A 22338-nucleotide genomic window follows, 5' to 3' on the forward strand; every position below is an offset into this window, starting at 1 on the left:
TTCATGCCTTCATATGCACAGATATTAGCATTGCCAAAGCAAAATCCGATAGTTTGGCGTCGCCAGCACGCGAAAGCCCGAACAAGAAAAAGCCCGGCTGATCGGCCGGGCTTCTTCGAAGAATTGCTTGAATCTCAATTTGCCGGTGCGGGGGCCGGAGCCTGCGAATCCTGCGCCGTCTGGCCCTCGGCCGGAGCGGCTCCCTCGGCCGGAACGGCTTCCGACTGTCCCTGCGCCGGGGCTGTTCCTTCAGCCGGGGCGGCCTCCGCCTGACCTTCGGCCGGGGCGGTTTCCGCTGCTCCCGTTGCTTCCGGAGCCGGCAGCGGCGCCGGGTTGTCCGAGTGCTCGCGGAGCCAGGCGATCAGGTTGGCGCGCTCGTCGGCTTTCTTAAGGCCAGCAAAGCCCATGGCCGTTCCCGGCACGTGCTTCTTCGGCGCCTCCAGGAAATAACTCAGGTGGTCGTAGTCCCAGACGACCTTGCCCCCTTCGGCGAAGGTCTGCATGCCGGCGGAATAGCTGAAGCCCTCATGCGAGGCGACCGGGCGGTTGACGATGTCCCACAGGTTCGGGCCGACCTTGTTGGGTCCGCCCTTCTCCATGGTGTGACAGCTCGCGCACTTCTTGAATACGGCTTCGCCAGCTGCGGCATCGGCGGTCGCAAGCAGCGGACCGATCGGTTCGGGAGCGGCTTCCCCGCCGCCGGCAGCTCCGGGTTCGGCCGTCGTCTCCTCGGCGACGATCGCGAACCCTTCCTTCTCGGGAGCTTCGGAATGGAAAATGCCCTCCGAGGCAATGGACACGGTCATCAGCACGAAGACCGTACCCAGCAAGGCACCCATACCCATGTTCACATATGGATTCATCTGCAAACGCTCCCTTTGCCACCGGCGCAAACAAAAAACCGGCCCATCTTGAAATCGCGCGGAACCTATGTCTTTTGGCTCTGCGTTGCAACAGTGATTATGGCCCCCGAAGTGAGACCTTTTGACACTTTCTGTGGGGTTTTTGAAGGCCAGACGATGATTCGTGAAAATTCCGTCAAAAGCTTGGTGCTCATTCCGGCGCGCATGGCCTCGACGAGGCTGCCGGGAAAGCCGCTCGCCGACATCTGCGGCCTGCCGATGATTGTCCAGGTCGCCCGGCGTGCGCAGGAGGCGGATGTCGGGCGAATCGTCGTAGCCGTCGATCAGCCGGAGGTGTTTGCCGCCGTGAGCGACGCAGGCTTCGAGGCGATCATGACGCGGGGCGACCACCAGTCCGGCTCCGACCGGATCTATGAGGCGCTCACGAAGGCAGACCCGGAAGGCGAGGCCGAGATCGTCATCAACGTCCAGGGGGACCTGCCGACGATCGAGCCCGGGCCGATCCGCGCGGCGCTCAAACCCCTCGAGAATGCGGCGACCGACATCGCCACATTGACGGTGGCGATCACCGATGAGCACGAAAAGACCAATCCCAATGTCGTCAAGGTCGTCGGTTCGCCGCTTTCGGAAAGCAGGCTGCGCGCGCTTTACTTCACCCGCACGACGGCGCCCTATGGCGCCGGCCCGCTATACCACCACATCGGTCTTTACGCCTATCGGCGCAAGGCGCTCGAGACTTTCGTGTCGTTGACGCCCTCCACCCTCGAAAAGCGCGAATCGCTCGAGCAATTACGGGCGCTTGAAGCCGGCATGCGCATCGACGTCGAGATCGTCGATTCCGTGCCGCTCGGCGTCGATACGCCGGATGACCTCGAAAAGGCCCGTCGCATTCTTTCCGCCAGAAGCTGAGAAGGGAAACCAGAGTGACCGTCAAGACCAACAGGATTTCCTTTCAAGGCGACCATGGCGCCAATTCGGACATGGCATGCCGCGACATGTTTGCGGACATGGAGCCGCTGCCCTGCCAGACCTTCGAGGATGCCTTTCTAGCGGTCGAGAACGGCGATGCCGATCTGGCGATGATCCCGATCGAGAACACAATCGCCGGGCGCGTCGCCGACATCCACCACCTGCTGCCCGAATCGCGCCTCTTCATCGTCGGCGAATATTTCATGCCGATCCGCTTCCAGCTGATGGTGCTGCCGGGTGTCAAGCGCGACGAGATCCGCACGGTGCACAGCCATATCCATGCGCTCGGCCAGTGCCGCAAGATCGTGCGCGCCAACGGCTGGAAGCCCGTGGTAGCCGGCGACACGGCCGGCGCAGCCAAGCTCGTCATGGAAACGGGGGACCGTTCGATGGCGGCGCTCGCTCCGAGACTGGCCGCCGAGCTCTATGGTCTGGAGATCATCGCTGAGAATGTCGAGGACACCGACAGCAACGTGACCCGCTTCGTCGTTCTCTCGCGCGAAGAACAGCGGATCGTGCGCAAGTCCGACGACGAAGTGATCATCACCACTTTCGTCTTCAACGTGCGCAACATCCCGGCTGCGCTCTACAAGGCGCTCGGCGGCTTTGCGACCAACGGCATCAACATGACCAAGCTCGAGAGCTACCAACTCGGCGGCAAGTTCGTGGCGACGCAGTTCTATGCGGACATCGAAGGGCATCCTGACGATGTTGCCGTCCGGCACGCAATGGACGAGCTGCGCTTCTTTTCCGAGAAGGTGCGCATCCTTGGCATCTATCCGGCTCACCCGATGCGCGGCGTGCTCTGACCGCACATCGCGCCTCTGCCTGAAAAAGCGGCAAAAGTGCGGCTGGGTGCCACGCGCTGAGCGCATGCCTAATTTGCAATCATGGCACTACATGAATTCTGGGCAAATGCCTATTTGATGCTCGTCAAGATATGGAGTTTCAAAGATGAAGATCCGCCAGAAGATCATGGAATATGCAACGAAGCGCCGCGCAATCCGCGAGCTGAACGCCCTCGACGATCATGCGCTGAGCGATATCGGCCTTTCCCGTTCGCAGATTCACGCCGCCGTCTACGGCCGCTGATGAGAGATATGCATGCGCGCCTCCTGGCAGCGCGGCGCAGTCGTTTTGAACGCCCCGCCGTCACCCGAGCGGGGCGTTTCGTTTGCAAAGATCGCACCAAGGCGAACACCGGCCAATTGCCACGATTTTGGCCGCTGCCGGGCTTGCCTCCAATCGTTCCAATCTAGCCTCCGTAGAATTGCCCCGGCCTTGTACAAGCCGCTCTTTCTGCCGATGATGACGGCCGTGAGGGCTGTCAGGAACGGGCAACAAGGGGGTGCGGTTTTCCGCGCGCCATCGTCCTGATCATTCAGTGAGGGGCAACAAATGAATTCAAACGGTGCGATGGCATTCGACGCCGGTACTCTATCTGCGGACCACATGGTCGAACTTCTTAGCAGGCACTATAGCAATATCGAGCTGAAGCCCCATTCGGCGCAGCTAAAGCTTGCGACTGCGGGTCTGCTGGGGCGCATCGGCGAACTGCGCTACGATTTCGCAGACACCAGCGGCGGCTTCGACATAGTGCCCGTTGAGGGCGAGTTCGCCCTGTTTACGTTCCCCGAAGCGGGGGGAATGCTTCTGGAAACCGAGAGCGGCCTTTGGGAAACCGGCTCAAGCGAGGCGGTCGCCAGCAATGGCGGACACGTTCGCCGCTATGGCTTTCCCGGGCAGCGAAAGCACACCAATCTCGCCTTTCAACCCGAGATCCTGCAAACGCGTCTGTCGGTCCTCTTCGAAACGCCGGTGCGGGAGCCGATAGAATTTGCAACAGTCGTGCCATCCGACGCGAAGCGTTTTGCCTCGATGACCTGGCTTTTGCAGGGGCTGAAAAATCCGGAGTTCGCGTCGCTCGACAATATGGCGGCCGCGAGGTCGTTTTCGCACCTCGTTCAAGACATGATCCTGGAGTTCTGGCCGCACAACCACAGCCACCTGTTCGAGAGGCGGCTGGCCACGCCGTCCCGCCGGCAGGTCAAGGCCGCCATCAACTATATCCATGAGCATGCGCAAGAAGCGCCCTCCACCGTCGAGGTGGCTCAGGCAAGCGGCGTCAGCCTCAGGACGCTGCAGCAGGCCTTTCGCGACGCGACCGGCAAGACGATCCTCGAATATACGCGCGACGTCCGGCTGCAGAGGGCCAAGGACGACCTTCTCAAGCATCACGACGAGCCGCTCGCCGAGATCGCCCGGCGATGGGGTTTTTCGAATGTCGGCCGCTTCAGCCGCCAGTTTTTCGAGGCTTTCGGCGAAATGCCGTCGCACATGCGGCGCCGATAGCACGGAGACCGTCGGCGACAGCGCGTCACTCGGGCCAGGCGAGCCAGTCGCGCATGAGTTGGTGCGCGATCGCCCCTTTCGGCGGCGGGATGTGCTCGTTGCCGGTGTCGGCTATGCCGGTCGTGCGCTCCAGCATGGCTTCGGTCTCGGCGCGGGTGAACCAGCGCACGTCCTCGAGCTCCTGCTCGTCGCGCTTGATGGTGGTCGATTTCGCCTCGGCATAGCAGCCGATCATCAGCGAATGCGGCAGGGGCCAGGGCTGCGAGGCGTGATAGCGGACCCGCCCGATGCGAATGCCCGATTCTTCTTGCGTCTCCCGGCGCACGGCGTTCTCGATCGTCTCGCCCGGCTCCACGAAGCCGGCAAGGCAGGAATACATGCCCGGCGCAAAATGCGGGCTGCGGCCGAGAAGGCAGAGATCGCGCTCCAGATCGATGGTCAGCATGATGACAACCGGATCCGTGCGGGGAAAGACCATATGGCCGCAGGCGGTGCAGATGCGCCGGTAGCCGCCGGCCCTTCCATCCATTGGCCCGCCGCAGCGGCCACAGAAGCGATTGTTGGCGTTCCAGACGATCAGGCTCGAACCTTGCGCGAACTGGCCGAGGAGCTCTTCCGGTAGCATCTGCTGGCGATAGAGCGTGCGCGCGTCGGCGATCTTGAAGGGTTCGGGCACGGTCTCATCGGTAAGCCCAGACGGCACCGCGAGCCGTGGTTCGCCGTTCGGCAGGCAGCCGAGCAGGATCGTTTCCTCGAGCGCCGGTTCAAGGTCGGCAAGCTCGTAAGGGGCAAAGAGCGGATCGATGATCTTCTCGTCGTGCTTGACGATCAGCTTGGCGCCGGAAAAGGCGAGGAAATGCGCAGCCGGATGTTTGAGCGCCACTTCGACGCAGTCGTCGCTTCGATGTTCGGATTGGCGCTCGAGGTGGTTTTCCGCAAAAGCGACGAAAGTGCTCGGTTCCGGGTGAGGGCTGTGAAGATCGAAGATCGTTTTCGTCATATTCAGAGATTTTCCAGTATGCGTGCTGCGAACGCCTTGTGGTCCGTTTCCGGCCACGGTTCGGCCTTGCCAAAGCCCCAGACCGGGCCAGGCCAGTTGGGGTCGCCCGTGCGGCGCGCGACGACATGCACATGGAGCTGTCGGACGATGTTGCCGAGTGCGCCGACATTGATCTTCTCGGCCTCCGTCACCTTTTTCAGCGCCGTCGCCACCAGGTTCGTTTCGAATGTCAGCATCGTCTGGTCGAGCGGCGACAAATCGGAGATTTCTGAAACGCCGTCGCGCTGGGGAATGAGGATGAGCCAGGGCCAGCGGCGGTCGTTCATCAGGCGCAATTGGCAGAGGCCGATCGAGGCGATCGGGATACCGTCGCGCTCAAGGCGCTCATCGAGCGTGAAGGTAGGCAAGAAACTCTCCTCGGTCTACAACGGATTCGCCTTGTTTTGCATACCGATATCAGTTTTTTGATGGCTTGGCTTGCATTTGCTTGAGATATTGCCGATATGGAGGCCGGGAGGTTGGTGGTGGACGAGCCACTCGCCAACCGGGTCAGGTCCGGAAGGAAGCAGCCCTAACGAGCCCCGGCACGGGTCATCGTGCCAGCCTCCCACCTTCTTCTCCGTCCTGTCGGGACAAGAGTTCGAGCAGCGGCAGGGTCGATGAGCGACGAAGCGCCTATTTCATCCCCCGTTTCACTTCCCGTTTCGCCCGCCGAGAAACCGGCCGCCTATCGCGTCCTGGCACGCAAGTATCGCCCCAAGGATTTCTCCGATCTCATGGTCGGCCAGGAACCGATGGTGCGCACGCTCACCAACGCCTTCGAGACCGGCCGCATCGCCCAGGCCTACATGCTGACGGGCGTGCGCGGCGTCGGCAAGACCACGACTGCGCGTATCCTGGCGCGCGCCCTGAACTACAAGACCGCGGAGATCGACAAGCCGACCATCGACCTGCGCGTCCCCGGCGAGCACTGCCAGGCGATCATGGATGGCCGCCATGTCGACGTGATCGAGATGGACGCTGCCTCCCATACCGGCATCGACGACATCCGCGAGATCATCGAGCAGGTGCGCTACCGGCCCGTCTCGGCCCGCTACAAAGTCTATATCATCGACGAAGTGCACATGCTCTCGACGCAGGCCTTCAACGGCCTGTTGAAGACGCTGGAAGAGCCGCCGGAGCACGTGAAGTTCATCTTCGCGACCACGGAGATCCGCAAGGTTCCGATCACGGTCCTGTCGCGCTGCCAGCGCTTCGACCTCCGGCGCATCGGCGCCTCCGACCTCGTCGGGCTGTTTTCGACCATTCTCAACAAGGAGGCCGTGCCCTTCGACCCGGAGGCACTGGCGATGGTGGCGCGTGCAGCCGAGGGATCGGCGCGCGACGGCCTGTCGCTGCTGGACCAGGCGATCGCCCATGGGGGCGGGGCCGTCGAGGTGGAAACGGTGCGCTCGATGCTGGGGCTCGCCGACCGGGCGCGTATCGTCGACCTCTTCGCGCACATCATCAAGGGCGATGCGGCGGCGGCGCTCGGCGAATTTTCGGCGCAGTACGAAGCCGGCGCCAATCCGACCGTGGTTTTGACCGATCTTGCCGACTTCACCCACCTCGTCACCCGGATGAAATACGTTCCCGAGGCGGCGAACGACCAGTCCCTGAGCGAGATCGAGCGCACGCGCGGTGCAGAATTCGCAGGAGGCGTCGCGGTGACGACGCTTTCACGCATCTGGCAGATGCTTCTCAAAGGCATTCCCGAGGCGGAAAGCTCCGCACGGCCGGCAGGCGCCGCCGAGATGGTGCTGATCCGGCTCGCCCATGCCGCGCATCTGCCCTCGCCGGAGGAGGCGGCGCGGCGGCTGCTCGAGCTTTCGGGCAACGATGCCGGCGGACGCCCGGTGCCGCCCCGCAGTGGCGGCGGACCCCAGCCGCAGGCCGGCCCGTCGGTCGAGGCCCGTTCCGTCGAACCCGCGCCCGTCCAGAGACCTTCGGGCAGTGGCGCCACCATGCTGCGCGCCGTTTCGGATTCAGTGCCGCAGCCGATCGGCGTCGGGCGCCTCGAGGAGAGCCCTGCGGCGGCACCGGCCGCCAAGCCGCAGCCCAGGGTATCGGTCAATTCGATCAGCGACATCGCCGATCTCTGCGGCAAGAACCGCGACATCAAGCTGAAGACGCTGGTGCGCGGTTTCTTAAGGCTTGTGTACATCGAACCTGGCCGGCTCGATGTCAACCTTCCCGACGACGCCCCGAAGACGCTGCTCGGCGAACTTGCGGTGAAGCTCAAAGAATGGACCGGCATCCACTGGGTCGTCAGCTACAGCCGCGAACCGGGCGAGCCGACGCTCGTCGAAGCCGAGCAGCGCGCCCAGGAGGAGCGCGTCAACGATGCGCGCCAGGACCCGGATGTCGCGGCGATCCTCGCGCGGTTTCCCGGCGCCCGCATCACCGACGTTCGCATACGCGCGGCCGAGGAGGAGGCGGAAAGCCTTGCGCCGGCGACGGCCGAGTCCGAGGACGGAGACATCGTGCCGGGTGACGACATAGAATAGCGACGGCATAGGGACGCATGGCGCTTCGCGCGCCTTCACCCAAAGAGGAAATACGAGAAAACAGGAGACGACAATGCGCGACATCATGGGCATGATGGGCAAGGTCAAGGAAATGCAGGAGAAGATGGAGAAGCTGCAGGCGGAGATCGCCGCGCTCGAAGTCGACGGCACCTCGGGCGGGGGCCTCGTCACCGTTCGCCTCGACGGCAAGGGCCACATAAAGAGCCTGAAGATCGACCCTTCGCTCTTCAAGGAAGATGATGTCGAGATCCTCGAGGATCTGGTCGTCGCTGCCCACAAGGACGCCAAGGACAAGGTCGAGGCCCTGCAGGCTGAAAAGACCCGGGAACTGACCGCAGGCCTGCCGATTCCACCCGGCATGAAGCTGCCGTTCTGATCGTAACGAGACGATTCCGTTCGTCGGCGATATGCGCTAGAAGCCTGCCATGGCAAAGCGAGTCACCGGTCCCGAAATCGAAAAGCTCATCCAGCTCCTGGCGAAGGTGCCGGGGCTTGGCCCCCGGTCCGCCCGGCGGGCGGCGCTGCACCTCGTCAAGAAGAAGGAGCAATTGCTCGGGCCGCTCGCCGAGGCGATGGGCGAGGCGCATCGCAAGGTGCGCATCTGCTCCTGCTGCGGCAATGTCGATACGATCGATCCCTGCACCGTCTGCACCGATGAGCGGCGGGACCAGTCGGTGATCATCGTCGTCGAGGATGTCGCCGATCTCTGGGCGCTGGAGCGCGCCGGCGCGATGAACGCCGCCTATCACGTGCTTGGCGGCACGCTGTCGCCGCTGGACGGGATCGGGCCGGACGACCTGAATATCAAGGGTCTGGTCGACCGGGTCGCCAAGGGTGGCGTGCGCGAACTGATCATCGCGGTCAATGCCACCGTCGAGGGCCAGACGACGGCGCATTACATCACCGACCAGTTGGATGGCATCGAGGTCAAGATCACCCGTCTTGCCCATGGTGTGCCGGTCGGCGGCGAACTCGACTATCTCGACGAAGGCACGCTGACGGCCGCGCTCAGGGCGCGCACGACGATCTGAGTCTTCGCCAATGCTCGTCTGATCGTGAGGAGCCCGATGCTGAAATTCCTGTCCGTTCTGATCCTTTCGCTCGCGGCCTGGACCGGTTCCTGCCTTGCCGCCTCCAAGCCGGAGGTGGAAGGCCAGTTTCGCCGCTGGTTGCAGGACGAACTCTGGCCGGAAGCCGAGAGGGCCGGCATTTCCGCCAGCGCCTTCAAGGCTGCATTTCAGGCGGTTAAGCTCGATTGGGACCTGCCGGATCTCATGCCGCCCGGCTTTCCGAAGCCCAAGGAGCGCAAGCAGAGCCAGGCGGAGTTCTCCTCGCCCGGATCCTACTTTTCCGAAAAGCGGCTGCAGGGCCTGGCTGCGACCGGCCGAAGCCTCGCCTCCGCCCACGCGGCGAGCCTGAGAAAGGTCGAGAGGATCTATGGTGTCCCCGGCTCGGTCGTTCTCGCCATCTGGGGTCGTGAATCCGGCTACGGCCGGGCGAAAATACCACATCCGATCATGGACGTGCTCGCCACCAAGGCCTTCATGTCGACGCGGCCGGAGCTTTTCCGCCGCGAGCTGATCGCGGCGCTGCATATTCTCGAGAGCGGCGACGTGAAGGAATCGGACATGCGCGGCTCTTGGGCCGGCGCCATGGGCCAGCCACAGTTCCTGCCGTCCAGTTTCCTGAAATACGCCGTCGACTTCGACGGCGACGGCCGCCGCGATATCTGGAATTCCGTGCCGGACAGCCTCGCCTCGATCGCCAACTATCTCGCCGAGAAGGGCTGGGAGAGCGGCCGTGACTGGGGGTTCGAAGTCTCGATCCCGGCCGGGATATCCTGCGCGCAAGAGGGGCCGGATCTCGCCCGTCCGATCGCCGACTGGGCCGGCATGGGCATCACCCGCGTCTCGGGCAAGCCTTTTCCGGCGGCTGAGCGCTCCGCTTCCGGCATGATGCTGGTGCCCGCCGGCAGGCATGGCCCGAGCTTCGTGGTGACGCCGAATTTCTACGTCATCAAGGAATACAACAATTCTGATCTTTACGCGCTGTTCATCGGCAACCTCGCCGACCGGATCGCCTCGGGCAGCGGCGCCTTCCGTGCCGAGTGGGGCAATGTCGGCAAGATGCTGCGCTCCGACGTGCTCGGCATGCAAAAAGCGCTTGTCGCAGTCGGCTACGATGTCGGCAAGGTGGACGGGCTGCCGGGCTACAAGACCCGCCGCTCGCTCGGCGACTGGCAGGCGAAGAACGGCATCGCACCGACCTGCTTTCCGGACGCTTCATTGAAGGCGAAGCTGCGGTGATCCTGGGACTAAACATCGCGGCTTCGTAAGGTGCAATGCTCACCTGACGATCGCCGTGCATCGGGTCCGGAGCGCGACGCCTGCCAGGTGGCTGCGTGTGCTAAAAGCGCCGAAAGCTGGGCGCCAGGTTGTTTGCGGAGGGTCGGGAGGAGCCACTCGCATGGCAAGTCGCGTCAGAAAACGAACATGTAAAGCAGGATAATGACGATCAGGGGAACACCCATCAGCCAGAGAATGATACCTTTCATTGCCTAATTCCATGTTGTTGGCGTTGAGGCGGTAACGCGGGGAGGGCGAATCCGTTCCCGCCGGCGCCGTCCTTGCAGCAAAACTGCGGCCTCGACCTTCTCCGCTAAATCGAGAGCGTTGCCTCTTCGCGGGACTTTCGTGTCTTTGATGACCTTGCGCCTCTGCTCGTCCGCCGGCTTGTGCTCGCGTTTTCGCGCCGTATTATCAGGCGTCAGACTTTCGTGTCCGCCCTCAATGCATCTCGACCGGCCGCTTGTAGCGCTCGTAGTGCTCGGGAACGATGGTCTGGCGTTCGATCATGCGGTGGACGCGAGGCGGCTTCTCGCCTCGGTGAAGCTCGGTTAGCCTGTCGCCGACGGCGGCGTCGGCCTGGGTGCGGCGCTGGTTGTGGCGGACATATTCGACCCAGGTCGGCACGTGGTAGGTCTCGGTCCAGGTCGTTGGGTTTTCGAGGTCGCGCATCAGCGCCCAGTGACCGGCGCCGTCGCGGATGCGGATGCGGCGCCGCTCCGCCATCGTCTTCAGGAATTCGGGAATGTCCGCTTCGGCGATCTCGTAGTCGATCATCACCACGATCGGGCCGCTGCGAGGCTTCAGGTCGAGCGCGAGCAGCGGCTCGTTGAAGCGGTTGAGCGGATCGAGGTTCAGCGATGTGAATTCCGGCAGCGCGAAGCGCAGGCCGATGGCGATGCCCGCGAGCATGAGCAGGCAGGAGCCGATCAGCGCGTCGGCGGCGCCGTATTCCTCTGCCGCCACGCCCCAGAGCCAGCTGCCGCCGGCAATGCCACCGAAAGTCGCCGTCTGATAGAGCGAGAGCGCCCGGCCGACCACCCAGCGCGGCGTCGAGAGTTGGACCGTCGTGTTGAAGAGCGACAGTGCCAGTACCCAGCAGGCGCCGGCGACGGTGAGCACGAGCGAGGTCAGCCAGGCGGCGGAGCTCAGCGCGGTGACGATCGCGCTCAAGGCGAAGCCGGCGAAGGCGCAGCGCACGATGGTTTCGCTCGTTAAATGTTCCCGGAGCCGCGCGCTCAGCAGCGCGCCGCCGATCGCCCCGAGACCGAAAGCGCCTAGCATGATGCCGAAGGTAAGCGGTCCGCCGTCGACGAGGTCGCGCGCCACCAGCGGCAGGAGCGCTAGGAGGGCGCTCGCCGAAAGGCCGAAAGCAAAGCCGCGCAGCAGCACCTTGCCGATATTGGGCGACATCGCCACGTAACGAAGGCCGCCGAATACCGCCCGTCCGAGTGCCTCCCGCGGCAGCCTGCTCTCCTGGACGACCGGTCGCCAGCGAAAGAGCGCCAAGAGAAGCGCCACATAGCTGAGCGTATTGGCGGCGAATGCGGCTGCCGCTCCGGCGGCGGCGACGATGGCGCCGCCGATCGCCGGCCCGACGCTGCGGGTGATGTTGAATCCAACGCTGTTCAGGGTGACGGCCGCCGGCAGGTCGTCCCGCGGGACCAGGTCGCCGATCGAGGCCTGCCAGGACGGATTGTTGAGCGCCGTGCCGCAGCCGATCAGGAAGGTGAAGAGGAGCAGCAGCCAAGGCGTGATGAGGCCGAAATAGGCCGAGGCCGTCAGCGCCGCCGACACCGCGAGCATGAAGCCCTGGGCGACCAACATGATACGGCGGCGGTCGAAATTGTCGGCGAGCGCGCCGGAGAGGAGCGAGAAGAGCATGATCGGCAGCGAGGTCGATGCCTGCACTAGCGCCACCATGTTGACCGATTGGGAGATGGAGGTCATCAGCCAGGCAGCGCCGACCGCCTGTATGAGCCCGCCGAGATTGGAGGCGAGGCTGGCGATCCAGATGGTGCGGAACGTATCGTGCCTGAAGGGCGTAAGCGGCGATATGCGGTTCGTCACCTCGTAATCTCTTCCATTTGATAGTGAACCGGGGAGGCGCCTTCGTTATACGCTCTGAAGCGCGATCCGCCAGCCGCTGAAACTTGCCCTACAGGGCCGGACCGCCGCTGTGTGCGGAATTGGCGCTGCTTTGGGCGCTACCCTTGCAATCTCCGGCAAGGAAGCGTATATCAGCCTCAAATTCTTGATCGGTAGATGAAGAGTGGGCTCCGTCAGGACCCGCTCTTTTTTATTAGCCGATCCGATGAGGAGATGATCGTTGTCCGATAGCGCATCGGCTGAATATGCAAATGAACCGCGGCTGATCATGGAAACCGGCCTGGACCGACGCGTTGCCGATATCATCGAGCCCGTACTGGTGCAGATGGGCTTCCGGCTTGTGCGCGTGCGACTCTCCGGCCAGAATGGGCTGACGCTGCAGATCATGACGGAACGCAACGACGGCACGATGACCGTCGAGGATTGCGAAGAGGTCTCCAAGGCGATCTCGCCGGTTCTCGATGTGGAGGATCCCATCGACAAGGCATATCATCTCGAAGTGTCGTCGCCGGGCATCGACCGGCCGATGGTGCGCAAGTCCGACTTTATCCGCTGGCAGGGCCATCTGATGAAGTGCGAGACTTCGGTCATGGTCGACGGGCGCAAGCGTTTCCGCGGCAAGATCGTGTCGGTGGACGAGGAGGGTTTCCGCCTCGAACGCGACCAGCCCGCCTATGGCGAGGACGCAGCAGTCGCAATTCCGTTCACCGCCCTTTCTGAAGCGCGGCTGATCCTGACCGACGAACTCATTCGCGATGCGCTGACGGCTGACAAGAAGGCGAAGGCAGCGCGCGCCGCCAACGAAAATTTCGAAGACGAAGACAAACCTATCGAATGAGGCAGGGCGCTCTTTGAGGCTCCTGCAACCAGACGGAGACAAGACATGGCAGTCAGTGCTAACCGGCTCGAACTTCTGCAGATCGCAGATGCTGTGGCACGCGAAAAGGTGATCGACCGCGAGATCGTTCTGGCCGCGATGGCAGATGCGATCCAGAAGGCGGCGCGCTCGCGCTACGGCTCGGAATCGAACATCCGCGCCGACATCAATCCGAAGACCGGTGAAATTCGTCTCCAGCGTCTTCTCGAAGTGGTCGAGCATGCGGAGGACTATTCAACCCAGATCCCGCTCGAGTTGGCGCGCGACCGCAACCCGGACGCCAAGCTCGGTGATTTCATCGCCGATCCGCTGCCGCCCATGGATTTCGGCCGCATCGCTGCGCAGTCGGCCAAGCAGGTGATCGTACAGAAGGTCCGCGAGGCCGAGCGCGATCGCCAGTATGAAGAATTCAAGGACCGTGTCGGCGAGATCGTCAACGGCACCGTCAAGCGCGTCGAATACGGCAACGTCATCGTCGACCTCGGCCGGGGCGAGGGCATTATCCGCCGCGACGAGATGATCCCGCGCGAAGCCATGCGCTATGGCGATCGCGTGCGCGCCTTCGTCTACGACGTGCGCCGCGAGCAGCGTGGCCCGCAGATCTTCCTGTCGCGCACGCATCCGCAGTTCATGGTCAAGCTGTTCACCATGGAAGTGCCGGAAATCTACGACGGCATCATCCAGATCAAGTCGGTTGCCCGCGATCCCGGTTCGCGCGCCAAGATCGCCGTCGTCTCGAACGATTCGTCGATCGATCCGGTCGGCGCCTGCGTGGGTATGCGCGGTTCGCGCGTCCAGGCGGTCGTCGGCGAGCTCCAGGGCGAAAAGATCGACATCATCCCGTGGTCGCCGGATCCGGCATCCTTCATCGTCAATGCCCTGCAGCCGGCGGAAGTGACCAAGGTCGTCCTAGACGAGGACGCAGAGCGCATCGAGGTCGTGGTTCCGGACGAGCAGCTCTCGCTCGCCATCGGCCGCCGCGGCCAGAATGTCCGCCTCGCTTCGCAGCTCACCGGCTGGGACATCGACATCCTCACCGAGCAGGAGGAGAGCGAGCGCCGCCAGAAGGAATTCAACGAGCGCACGGCGCTCTTCATGGATGCGCTCGACGTCGACGAGATGGTCGGCCAGGTGCTCGCCTCCGAGGGCTTCGCCGAGGTCGAGGAACTCGCCTATGTCGATCTCGACGAGATTTCCTCGATCGACGGCTTCGACGAGGAAACCGCGACGGAAATTCAGACCCGCGCCCGCGAATATCTGGAAAAGATCGAGGCCGAAATGGATGCCAAGCGCAAGGAGCTCGGCGTCTCCGATGATCTGCGCCAGATCAACGGCCTCACCAGCCAGATGCTGGTGGCACTCGGTGAGGAAGACATCAAGACGGTGGAGGATTTTGCCGGCTGCGCCGCCGACGACCTCATCGGCTGGACGGAGCGCAAGGACGGCGAGACCAAGCGTTTCGAGGGCATCTTCTCGAAACTCGATGTCACGCGTGAAGAGGCTGAGGCGATGATCGTCCAGGCCCGTCTGGCGGCCGGCTGGATCACCGAAGAGGACCTGGCCAGGGATGTGGACGAGCCGATCGAAGTCGCCGAAGGCGCCGAGCAGGATGCCTGAACCCGATGACCGCAGCAACCGAGGCCGAGATTCAGCCCTTGGACATTCTGCCCTCGGATAGTGGGCCGAAGGATCGGAGCGACAGCAGCCGGACCTGCATCGTCACGCGCGAGAGCGGTTCGCCGGAGGCGCTGATCCGCTTCGTCGCCGGTCCGGATGGTCGTGTCGTCCCGGATTTGAAGCGGCAGCTTCCGGGGCGCGGTTGCTGGGTCAAGGCGGAGCGGCATCACGTCGAGAAGGCCGTGGCGAAGAAGCTCTTCGCCCGGGCCCTTCGGGCCGATGTCAAGGCCGATGGGGCCTTGGCGGACGAAGTCGAAAGGCTGCTCGCCGAGCAGCTCGCCGGCATGATGAACATGGCGCGCAAGGCCGGCCAGTTCGTCACCGGCGCGACGAAGACGGAACAGGCCGTGCGTGGGCTCGCGGCACTTGGCGTCTTCCACGCGATCGATGCGGCCGCCGACGGCGTCCGCAAGGTCGACCAGGCGCGCAAGGCAATGAGCTTCGTCAGCGAGGACGAAACGGAAATACCAGCATTCCGCCCCTTCACGGTGGCGGAAATGGAGGGCCTTTTGGGAAGTAATGCTTTTATCCATGCCGCAGCGCTTGCAGGGCAGGCGGGTGAAGGTGTAGTGAAGCGCGCAATGATGCTCGAAAAGTACCGAGGATCCGTCCCGGTCCGGGCCGAAGGCGGCGCTGGCAAGCCACGGCGATGATACGCGTCACCGGTCAAGGCCGGCATAGCGAGCGCTGTTTTAGACAATTGGAAAGACGGGGTCAGGTGATACGCATCCGGCCCTGATCGCTAGGAACGGAACGGAATGACCGACAACAAAGACGACAAGACACTCAGCGTAGCGGGCAAGAAGACGCTGACCCTGAAGCCCTCCGGGGTGACGCATGGGACGGTACGCCAGGACATGGGCCGCGGTCGCACGAAGGCGGTCGTAGTCGAAACCAAGAGAACGCGCGGCCATCTGACCAAGCACAAGGATGAGCGCCCGGTCACGCCGGTCGCCGTCACGCCTGCCGCGCGGCCGGCCGAGCAGCGGCCTGCCTCGCCGCCGCCGCAACAGCCGCGTGCCGAGCAGAACCGCCCGCGTGTCGGCGTCGTCCTCAACGACCTGTCGGCAGGCGAAATGGAAGCCCGCCGCCGCGCGCTCGCGGAAGCGCAGATTCGCGAGGCCGAGGAGGCCAAGAGGCGCGCCGAAGAAGAAGTCCGCCGCAAGCGCGAGGAAGAAGAGCGCTCCGCTCGCGAGAAGGAAGAAGCCGCACGTCGCGCCGCCGAAGAGGCTGCGCGTCCCGCCGTCGAGGCCGAGAAGGTCGAAGCCGAGCAGCCGGCCGTTGCCGAGCGCAGGGCAGAGACGCGTCCGCAGCCGGCGCGCCCCGCTCCCGCTGCGCCACAGGCGCCGGCATCGGCACCGGCACCTGCCGCCGTACGCGGCCGCCGTACCGGCCAGGAGGAAGAAGACGAGCGCCCGCGTGGCGCCGCCGCCCTCCGCGGCAAGCCCGTTCGGCCGGAGCCGGCCAAGCCCGTCGCCCGTCCGAAGGGTGAAGAGGGCCGCCGCCAGGGCAAGCTGACGCTGACCGCTGCCGTCGACGAAGATGGCGGCCAGCGCAGCCGCTCGTTGTCGGCGATGCGCCGCCGTCAGGAAAAGTTCAAGCGCAGCCAGATGCAGGAAACGCGCGAGAAGATCTCGCGCGAGGTTGTCCTGCCGGAGACGATCACCATCCAGGAACTGTCGCAGCGCATGTCGGAACGCGCGGTCGACGTCATCAAGTTCCTGATGAAGGAAGGCCAGATGATGAAGCCCGGCGATCTGATCGACGCCGACATGGCCGAACTCATCGCCTCCGAATTCGGCCACACGGTCAAGCGTGTCTCTGAGTCGGATGTCGAGGAAGGCATCTTCAACATCGCCGACGCGGAAGAGGACCAGAAGGCGCGGCCGCCGATCGTCACGATCATGGGCCACGTCGACCACGGTAAGACGTCGCTGCTCGATGCTATCCGGCATGCCAATGTGGTGGCCGGTGAGGCGGGCGGCATCACCCAGCATATCGGCGCCTATCAGGTCGAGCATAATGGTCAGAAGATCACTTTCATCGACACGCCCGGTCACGCCGCCTTTACGGCGATGCGTGCCCGCGGTGCCCAGGCGACGGACATTGCCATCCTCGTCGTCGCGGCCGATGACAGCGTGATGCCGCAGACGATCGAGTCGATCAACCACGCCAAGGCGGCGAACGTGCCGATCATCGTGGCGATCAACAAGATCGACAAGCCGTCGGCGAACCCGCAAAAGGTCCGCACCGAGCTCTTGCAGCACGAGGTCTTCGTCGAATCCATGGGCGGTGAAGTGCTCGACGTCGAGGTTTCGGCGAAGAACCAGACCAATCTGGACAAGCTGCTCGAGGCGATCCTGCTTCAGTCGGAAATCCTCGATCTCAGGGCCAATGCCAACCGGACGGCCGAGGGTACCGTGGTGGAGGCCGAGCTCGACCGCGGCCGCGGTGCGGTTGCGACGGTTCTCGTCCAGAAGGGAACCCTCACCCCCGGCCAGATCATCGTCGCCGGCGACCAGTGGGGCCGTGTGCGTGCGCTTGTCAACGACAAGGGCGAGCATGTGAAGGCCGCCGGTCCGTCGACCCCGGTAGAGGTCCTCGGCCTGTCCGGCACGCCGGCTGCCGGCGACAAGTTCGCCGTCGTCGAAAGCGAAAGCCGTGCACGCGAGATCTCCGAATATCGCCAGCGGCTTGCCCGTGAAAAGGCGGTTGCCCGCCAGTCCGGCTCGCGCGGTTCGCTCGAGCAGATGATGAGCCAGCTCCAGACCTCCGGCCTGAAGGAGTTCCCGCTGGTTATCAAGGGCGACGTGCAGGGCTCGATCGAGGCGATCGCCGGTGCGTTGGAAAAGCTCGGTACGGACGAGGTCCGTGCGCGCATCGTGCATTCGGGCGCGGGCGGCATCACCGAGTCGGATATCTCGCTCGCCGAGGCTTCCAACGCCGCGATCATCGGCTTCAACGTCCGCGCCAACAAGCAGGCGCGCGATGCCGCCGACCGCGCCGGTATCGAGATCCGCTACTACAACATCATCTACGATCTGGTGGATGACGTGAAGTCGGCGATGTCCGGTCTGCTCTCGCCCGAGCGGCGCGAGACCTTCCTCGGCAATGCCGAGATCCTGGAGGTGTTCAACATCACCAAGGTCGGCAAGGTCGCAGGCTGCCGCGTCACGGAAGGCAAGGTCGAGCGTGGTGTCGGCGTCCGCCTCGTGCGCGACAACGTCGTCATCCACGAGGGCAAGCTCAAGACGCTCAAGCGCTTCAAGGACGAGGTCTCGGAAGTCCAGTCCGGCCAGGAATGCGGCATGGCCTTCGAAAACTACGAGGACATCCGGCCCGGCGACACGATCGAGTGCTTCCGCGTCGAGCACGTCACGCGGACGCTCTAGGCTGGTCCGGCAGGAGATTGCGCGAGCGCCGGAAGCGATCCGGCGCTCGCATTGTTTCTACAGCGCCGCGTCTTAATCAGAGGCGCAGCTATCGCTGTAGCGCTTTGAATCGCTGCGTGTGATGCGCGGTAGGCAGGCAGGGCGGAGGCAAGGGTTTCTGGCCTCGCGCCGGCTCTCGAATTGAAGGCGACCGCTACGGCTTCGGCATTTTGCGGTCCAAGGTAAGAACGATGACCAGATCCACATCCTCCGCCCCGTCCCAGCGCATGCTGCGCGTCGGCGAACAGGTGCGTGCCGCCATCACGCAGGTGCTGCAACGCGGCGAAGTGCGCGATCCGCTGATCGAGAAGACGGTGATCTCCATTTCGGAAGTGCGCATGTCGCCGGACCTGAAGATCGCCACCGCCTATGTGACACCGCTTGGCGTCGCGGATCACGCGGCGATCATCGATGCGTTGAACAAGCATGCGAAATTCATCCGCGGCCGGCTCGGACCGCAGCTTCGGCAGATGAAATACATGCCGGACGTCCGCTTCCGCGACGACACCAGCTTCGACAATTATCAGAAGATCGACGCGCTTCTCCGCTCGCCCGAAGTCAGCCGCGATCTCGATCAAGATTCCGAAGACGAAGAATAAGAATGTCCAAACCGCGCAAACCCAAGGGCCGCCCGATCTCTGGCTGGCTTATCCTCGATAAGCCGCTCGACTTCGGTTCCACCGAGGCGGTCTCCAAGATCAAATGGCTGTTCAAGGCGCAGAAGGCGGGCCACGCCGGCACACTCGATCCGCTGGCGTCCGGCATGCTGCCGATCGCGCTCGGCGACGCGACGAAGACCGTGCCTTACGTGATGGATGGCCGCAAGATCTACGAATTCACAGTCGCCTGGGGCGAGGAACGCTCGACCGACGACCTCGAGGGTGAGGTCGTCCGCTCGTCGGGTGAACGGCCGGATGAGGAGGCGATCCGTACCCTGCTGCCGAAGTACACCGGCGTGATCGCCCAGGTGCCGCCGCAGTTTTCGGCGATCAAGATCGATGGCGAGCGCGCCTACGATCTTGCGCGCGACGGCGAGATCGTCGAGATTCCGGCGCGGGAAGTTGAGGTCTTCCGCCTGTCTTTGATCGGCTCAACGCCGCATCTTGCCCAGTTCGAGATCGAATGCGGCAAGGGAACCTATGTCCGCTCGCTCGCCCGCGACATGGGCCGCGATCTCGGCTGCTTCGGCCACATCGCTTCGCTCCGCCGCACCTTCGTCGCCCCCTTCGGCGAGGACGACATGGTGCCGCTTACCGAACTCCTGGCGCTGGAAAAGATCGAGGACGAGGCGGAGCGGCTTGCCGCCCTCGACGAATACCTGATCGAGACCGGCGAAGCGCTTTCCGACCTGCCGCATGTCGCGGTCAACGACGACCAGGCGCACCGGCTCAGGATGGGAAATCCGATCATCCTGCGCGGCCGCGACGCGCCGCTGCCGACCCCTGAAGCCTATGCCACGGCGCGTGGCAAGCTCGTCGCCATTGGGGAGATCGCCGAGGGAGAATTCCGGCCGAAACGCGTATTTGCCGACCATTGAGCATTCTACTGCGGCGCGCGTCAGAGCGGACGCTGGCTGCATGTCACTCTGAAGTAAGGTCGATTCGGGGAGACATTCAGCGCCGATATCCGAAATCGTCCCTGTCGAAGCAAGCGCGCGTATACTCCCTTGGCGCTACAGCGCCGTGCGTCTTTCAGACGCGCAAAGGTCGCTGTGACTCTTTGACTCTGCGCATCGAGTTTTCCCGAAAATCGATTACGATTTTCGGGCGGATGCGCTAAGCGAGTGAAGTGAGGCCGCTGGATTGCCTCCCACCGCGCCCCTGCCTGCCGGGAGAGGTGCCGGTGGGCGGATGAGGAGCAGAGGCTATATTACATCTGATCCCCGCTCCAGCGATGTAACGGCCAACGGCAAAAGGCGATCGGAATGGTTGAAGCGAGCAAAAGTGAGCGAGAGATATCTGCCGGCGGCCTGCAGGCGGCAGCCAGCTATATTCGCCACTACCTCCGGCGTCCCTTCAGCTTCTACCTCATCTCCCTCCTGTTGATCGCGATCATACCGCCGTTCATCTTCTCGCTCGTGATCCTGAAGCGCAGCCTGGATGCGCAGGAGCAGGTTGTTACCTCGCTGCTCAGGGCCTCGACGGGATCCGTCACGCGTATTGTCGAGCGCGAGGTTGACGGCATGCGGACGACGCTGAAGGTGCTGTCGACCTCGCCAGCAATCGATCTCGGCGGAATGGGCACCTTCTTCAATCGCGCTTCGGTGGCGCTCGCCGATTCGGATTCCGACATGATCATGATCGACCGCAGCCATAATCTGCGCCTGAACACCCGCTTTCCGTTCGGAACGCCGCTCGGAAAGACTTCGGATCCCGAGATCGAGCGTGCCTTCACAAGCAATTTGCCTTCCGTCTCGGGCGTCTTCTTTTCCGAGGCGAGCGGCCGATGGGTCTTCAGTGTCTACTTGCCCTATATGGCTCCCGACGGAGAGCAATTTCTGCTGGGACTGACCCAGGATGCTTCCAGCATGGCGAAGGCCGTCAATCGTGAGACGCTGTCACCCGGCTGGAATGCGGCGCTTGTCGATGGCGCAGGCAAGGTCATCGTCTCCTCGGATCCGGCGGTGAGATCGGGCGAGCCGTTCTTTCTGAAAGCGCTGCCGGCGATCAGCATCGGTGTCGGCAACGTCAGGGCGAACGGCGCGGAATATCGCGTTGTATCGGAATTCTCTGTGGTGGCCGGCTGGCGCATCGTCGCCTGGGCTCCGCGCGAGATCGTCGATCAGCCCATGGTCTCGTCGTTTCTGTGGCTGTCGCTCGGCGGGGTCCTCTTCGCGGGCATCGCCATCGCGGGCTCGCTGACGATCGCGCGGTTGCTGACGCAAGGCGTCAAGCTCTTGGCGCTAGACGCGCGGCGTCTCGGCGCCGGCGAAGCAATCGAGCCGCGTCGCTATATGATTACGGAGGTCGAGGCTGTGTCGGCCGCTCTGGCGCTCGCGGCGGCCGCCCGCACCCGGGCGGAGGCGGAAATTCGCCTTCTGATGCGCGAAGTCGCCCACCGCTCGAAGAACCAACTGACGGTCATCCAGTCGATGCTTGCCCAGTCCGCTGCTTCCGCCGAGGATACGCCAGAATTCGTCGATGCATTCCGCCGGCGCCTCGCCGGCCTGGCGCGCTCGACCGACCTGATGCTTGCCAACGCAGCGCTCGGCGTCGAGTTCCGCGAGCTGGTGCTGGGTCAGCTTCAGCCTTTCATGCCGGATGATCAGAACCGCGTCGTGCTCAACGGTCCCGATCTGCGGCTGGACACGCAGATGGCGCAGACGCTCGGCATGGTGTTCCACGAGCTGGCGACCAACGCCATCAAGCATGGTGCGCTCGCCAGTCCGGCCGGGACGATCATGCTGGAGTGGGCGGTCGAGGAGAGGACGCTCGTAATCCGCTGGCGGGAGCGGGGCGCGAAGATGAGCGTGTCGAACAAGGCCAAGCCCCGCAGAGGTTTCGGCACGATTGTGCTTGAGCGCATGCTCGGCATGGCGCTGCGCGCCGAACTGGAGAGAACGATGCATGCCGACGGCATCGAGTGGCTGATCCGCATCCCGCGCGACAGCGGAAGGGATGAGACGGAGGAGGCGGCCGAGTGAGGCAAGAAGGCCGCCGCATATACATGGCGAATCCGCCGTGATCGGCCGGCGTGCTGCCGTCCGGGTTGGGCGCTTGCCGACGGGCGTATCACCCTTTCCTTTTGGATCGGTTTCGGTTATAGGCACGCCAGCGAAAGGCGCCGCCTCTTCGTGTGAACGGCCGCGGCTGGACGACATCCCGGCTGCCGGCGACCCCGAAATCCTCGAAACGAAAGGATCATCCGATGTCGATCACTGCAGAGCGCAAGGCTCAGCTCATCAAGGAATTCGCGACCGCTGAAGGCGATACCGGCTCCCCGGAAGTCCAGGTTGCGATCCTGACGGAACGGATCAGTAACCTGACCGAACACTTCAAGGACCACAAGAAGGACAATCATTCCCGCCGTGGTCTTCTCGCGCTGGTTTCCAGCCGTCGTTCGCTCCTCGACTATCTGAAGAAGAAAGACGAAGCGCGTTACAGCAAGCTGATCGGTGCCCTCGGCATCCGTCGCTAGTAGAGCTGACC

20 protein-coding genes and 1 other RNA gene are annotated in these 22338 nt (G+C 63.6%); 17 read left to right on the forward strand and 4 right to left on the reverse strand.

Annotated features, from left to right (window positions below):
* Positions 1–134: 134 nt before the first annotated feature.
* Positions 135–863, reverse strand: a complete 729-nt coding sequence (locus tag SJ05684_RS17020) for a c-type cytochrome (protein WP_034853441.1) — start codon at positions 861–863, stop codon at positions 135–137.
* A 156-nt stretch (positions 864–1019) separates the two neighbouring features.
* Here SJ05684_RS17020 and SJ05684_RS17025 point away from each other — a divergent pair, with 156 nt between their 5' ends.
* The 4 genes from SJ05684_RS17025 (at position 1020) to SJ05684_RS17040 (ending at position 4184) form a co-directional block, all read left to right on the forward strand.
* Positions 1020–1772, forward strand: a complete 753-nt coding sequence (locus SJ05684_RS17025) for a 3-deoxy-manno-octulosonate cytidylyltransferase (protein ID WP_034853443.1) — start codon at positions 1020–1022, stop codon at positions 1770–1772.
* A gap of 14 nt (positions 1773–1786) precedes the next feature.
* Positions 1787–2641, forward strand: a complete 855-nt coding sequence (locus tag SJ05684_RS17030) for a prephenate dehydratase (protein ID WP_034853445.1) — start codon at positions 1787–1789, stop codon at positions 2639–2641.
* Positions 2642–2786: 145 nt separating this feature from the next.
* Positions 2787–2924 (forward strand): DUF1127 domain-containing protein, encoded by a 138-nt coding sequence (locus tag SJ05684_RS17035; protein ID WP_083846097.1) that lies wholly within the window; start codon positions 2787–2789, stop codon positions 2922–2924.
* Positions 2925–3230: 306 nt separating this feature from the next.
* Positions 3231–4184: an AraC family transcriptional regulator gene (locus SJ05684_RS17040; protein WP_050979956.1), complete on the forward strand. Its 954-nt coding sequence runs from the start codon at positions 3231–3233 to the stop codon at positions 4182–4184.
* 25 nt (positions 4185–4209) lie between these two features.
* Here the strand turns inward: SJ05684_RS17040 and nudC are convergent, their stop codons facing one another.
* Positions 4210–5184, reverse strand: a complete 975-nt coding sequence (nudC, locus tag SJ05684_RS17045; protein ID WP_034853447.1) for an NAD(+) diphosphatase — start codon at positions 5182–5184, stop codon at positions 4210–4212.
* 2 nt (positions 5185–5186) lie between these two features.
* The gene (locus tag SJ05684_RS17050) at positions 5187–5591 is read right to left on the reverse strand and encodes an HIT domain-containing protein (RefSeq protein WP_034853449.1); all 405 of its coding nucleotides are present in this window, start codon (positions 5589–5591) and stop codon (positions 5187–5189) included.
* 106 nt (positions 5592–5697) lie between these two features.
* On the opposite strand from SJ05684_RS17050, the gene ffs reads away from it, so the two are divergent.
* The 5 genes from ffs (at position 5698) to SJ05684_RS17075 (ending at position 10057) form a co-directional block, all read left to right on the forward strand.
* An RNA gene (gene ffs, locus SJ05684_RS17055) (signal recognition particle sRNA small type) lies at positions 5698–5795 on the forward strand.
* Positions 5796–5843: 48 nt separating this feature from the next.
* Positions 5844–7730 (forward strand): DNA polymerase III subunit gamma/tau, encoded by a 1887-nt coding sequence (locus SJ05684_RS17060; RefSeq protein ID WP_034853450.1) that lies wholly within the window; start codon positions 5844–5846, stop codon positions 7728–7730.
* A 73-nt stretch (positions 7731–7803) separates the two neighbouring features.
* Positions 7804–8127, forward strand: coding sequence for a YbaB/EbfC family nucleoid-associated protein (locus SJ05684_RS17065; RefSeq protein ID WP_034853452.1), 324 nt, complete (start codon positions 7804–7806; stop codon positions 8125–8127).
* A gap of 49 nt (positions 8128–8176) precedes the next feature.
* Entirely contained in the window at positions 8177–8782 is a 606-nt protein-coding gene (recR, locus tag SJ05684_RS17070; protein ID WP_034853454.1) for a recombination mediator RecR, read from the forward strand.
* A 36-nt stretch (positions 8783–8818) separates the two neighbouring features.
* Positions 8819–10057, forward strand: coding sequence for a lytic murein transglycosylase (locus tag SJ05684_RS17075; RefSeq protein WP_034853456.1), 1239 nt, complete (start codon positions 8819–8821; stop codon positions 10055–10057).
* A gap of 480 nt (positions 10058–10537) precedes the next feature.
* Here the strand turns inward: SJ05684_RS17075 and SJ05684_RS17080 are convergent, their stop codons facing one another.
* Entirely contained in the window at positions 10538–12166 is a 1629-nt protein-coding gene (locus SJ05684_RS17080) for an MFS transporter (protein WP_095694292.1), read from the reverse strand.
* Positions 12167–12473: 307 nt separating this feature from the next.
* Between SJ05684_RS17080 and rimP the strand changes: the two genes are divergently transcribed.
* The 8 genes from rimP to rpsO all read left to right on the forward strand — a co-directional run bounded on the left by rimP (position 12474) and on the right by rpsO (position 22327).
* A complete protein-coding gene (gene rimP / locus SJ05684_RS17085; RefSeq protein WP_374193092.1) occupies positions 12474–13043 on the forward strand; it encodes a ribosome maturation factor RimP in 570 nt (189 codons plus the stop codon).
* A 45-nt stretch (positions 13044–13088) separates the two neighbouring features.
* Entirely contained in the window at positions 13089–14699 is a 1611-nt protein-coding gene (gene nusA / locus SJ05684_RS17090) for a transcription termination factor NusA (RefSeq protein ID WP_034853479.1), read from the forward strand.
* Positions 14700–14704: 5 nt separating this feature from the next.
* Positions 14705–15412: an RNA-binding protein gene (locus tag SJ05684_RS17095; RefSeq protein ID WP_034853480.1), complete on the forward strand. Its 708-nt coding sequence runs from the start codon at positions 14705–14707 to the stop codon at positions 15410–15412.
* A gap of 105 nt (positions 15413–15517) precedes the next feature.
* Positions 15518–18151 (forward strand): translation initiation factor IF-2, encoded by a 2634-nt coding sequence (gene infB, locus SJ05684_RS17100; RefSeq protein ID WP_095694293.1) that lies wholly within the window; start codon positions 15518–15520, stop codon positions 18149–18151.
* A gap of 230 nt (positions 18152–18381) precedes the next feature.
* A complete protein-coding gene (gene rbfA / locus SJ05684_RS17105) occupies positions 18382–18789 on the forward strand; it encodes a 30S ribosome-binding factor RbfA (protein WP_034853487.1) in 408 nt (135 codons plus the stop codon).
* Between the two features lie 2 nt (positions 18790–18791).
* Complete coding sequence (truB, locus tag SJ05684_RS17110; RefSeq protein ID WP_034853488.1) at positions 18792–19727, forward strand: tRNA pseudouridine(55) synthase TruB; 936 nt, start codon at positions 18792–18794, stop codon at positions 19725–19727.
* A gap of 387 nt (positions 19728–20114) precedes the next feature.
* The gene (locus tag SJ05684_RS17115) at positions 20115–21833 is read left to right on the forward strand and encodes a sensor histidine kinase (RefSeq protein WP_034853489.1); all 1719 of its coding nucleotides are present in this window, start codon (positions 20115–20117) and stop codon (positions 21831–21833) included.
* A gap of 224 nt (positions 21834–22057) precedes the next feature.
* Positions 22058–22327 carry a 30S ribosomal protein S15 gene (rpsO, locus tag SJ05684_RS17120; RefSeq protein ID WP_034853506.1) on the forward strand — a complete coding sequence of 90 codons (270 nt, stop codon included), beginning with the start codon at positions 22058–22060 and terminating at the stop codon, positions 22325–22327.
* The last annotated feature ends 11 nt before the right edge of the window (positions 22328–22338 follow it).

The organism is Sinorhizobium sojae CCBAU 05684 (assembly GCF_002288525.1).
Lineage (GTDB): Bacteria > Pseudomonadota > Alphaproteobacteria > Rhizobiales > Rhizobiaceae > Sinorhizobium > Sinorhizobium sojae.

Excerpts from the sequence above, each read along its gene's own strand:
- infB (WP_095694293.1), top strand. The coding sequence starts at position 15,518 with ATGACCGACAACAAAGACGACAAGACACTCAGCGTAGCGGGCAAGAAG.
- SJ05684_RS17095 (WP_034853480.1), top strand. The coding sequence starts at position 14,705 with ATGACCGCAGCAACCGAGGCCGAGATTCAGCCCTTGGACATTCTGCCC.
- SJ05684_RS17060 (WP_034853450.1), top strand. The coding sequence starts at position 5,844 with ATGAGCGACGAAGCGCCTATTTCATCCCCCGTTTCACTTCCCGTTTCG.
- SJ05684_RS17035 (WP_083846097.1), top strand. The coding sequence starts at position 2,787 with ATGAAGATCCGCCAGAAGATCATGGAATATGCAACGAAGCGCCGCGCA.
- SJ05684_RS17075 (WP_034853456.1), top strand. The coding sequence starts at position 8,819 with ATGCTGAAATTCCTGTCCGTTCTGATCCTTTCGCTCGCGGCCTGGACC.
- truB (WP_034853488.1), top strand. The coding sequence starts at position 18,792 with ATGTCCAAACCGCGCAAACCCAAGGGCCGCCCGATCTCTGGCTGGCTT.
- recR (WP_034853454.1), top strand. The coding sequence starts at position 8,177 with ATGGCAAAGCGAGTCACCGGTCCCGAAATCGAAAAGCTCATCCAGCTC.
- SJ05684_RS17115 (WP_034853489.1), top strand. The coding sequence starts at position 20,115 with ATGGTTGAAGCGAGCAAAAGTGAGCGAGAGATATCTGCCGGCGGCCTG.
- SJ05684_RS17065 (WP_034853452.1), top strand. The coding sequence starts at position 7,804 with ATGCGCGACATCATGGGCATGATGGGCAAGGTCAAGGAAATGCAGGAG.
- SJ05684_RS17040 (WP_050979956.1), top strand. The coding sequence starts at position 3,231 with ATGAATTCAAACGGTGCGATGGCATTCGACGCCGGTACTCTATCTGCG.
- SJ05684_RS17020 (WP_034853441.1), bottom strand. The coding sequence starts at position 863 with ATGAATCCATATGTGAACATGGGTATGGGTGCCTTGCTGGGTACGGTC.
- rpsO (WP_034853506.1), top strand. The coding sequence starts at position 22,058 with ATGTCGATCACTGCAGAGCGCAAGGCTCAGCTCATCAAGGAATTCGCG.
- nudC (WP_034853447.1), bottom strand. The coding sequence starts at position 5,184 with ATGACGAAAACGATCTTCGATCTTCACAGCCCTCACCCGGAACCGAGC.
- SJ05684_RS17025 (WP_034853443.1), top strand. The coding sequence starts at position 1,020 with ATGATTCGTGAAAATTCCGTCAAAAGCTTGGTGCTCATTCCGGCGCGC.
- rbfA (WP_034853487.1), top strand. The coding sequence starts at position 18,382 with ATGACCAGATCCACATCCTCCGCCCCGTCCCAGCGCATGCTGCGCGTC.
- nusA (WP_034853479.1), top strand. The coding sequence starts at position 13,089 with ATGGCAGTCAGTGCTAACCGGCTCGAACTTCTGCAGATCGCAGATGCT.
- rimP (WP_374193092.1), top strand. The coding sequence starts at position 12,474 with ATGGAAACCGGCCTGGACCGACGCGTTGCCGATATCATCGAGCCCGTA.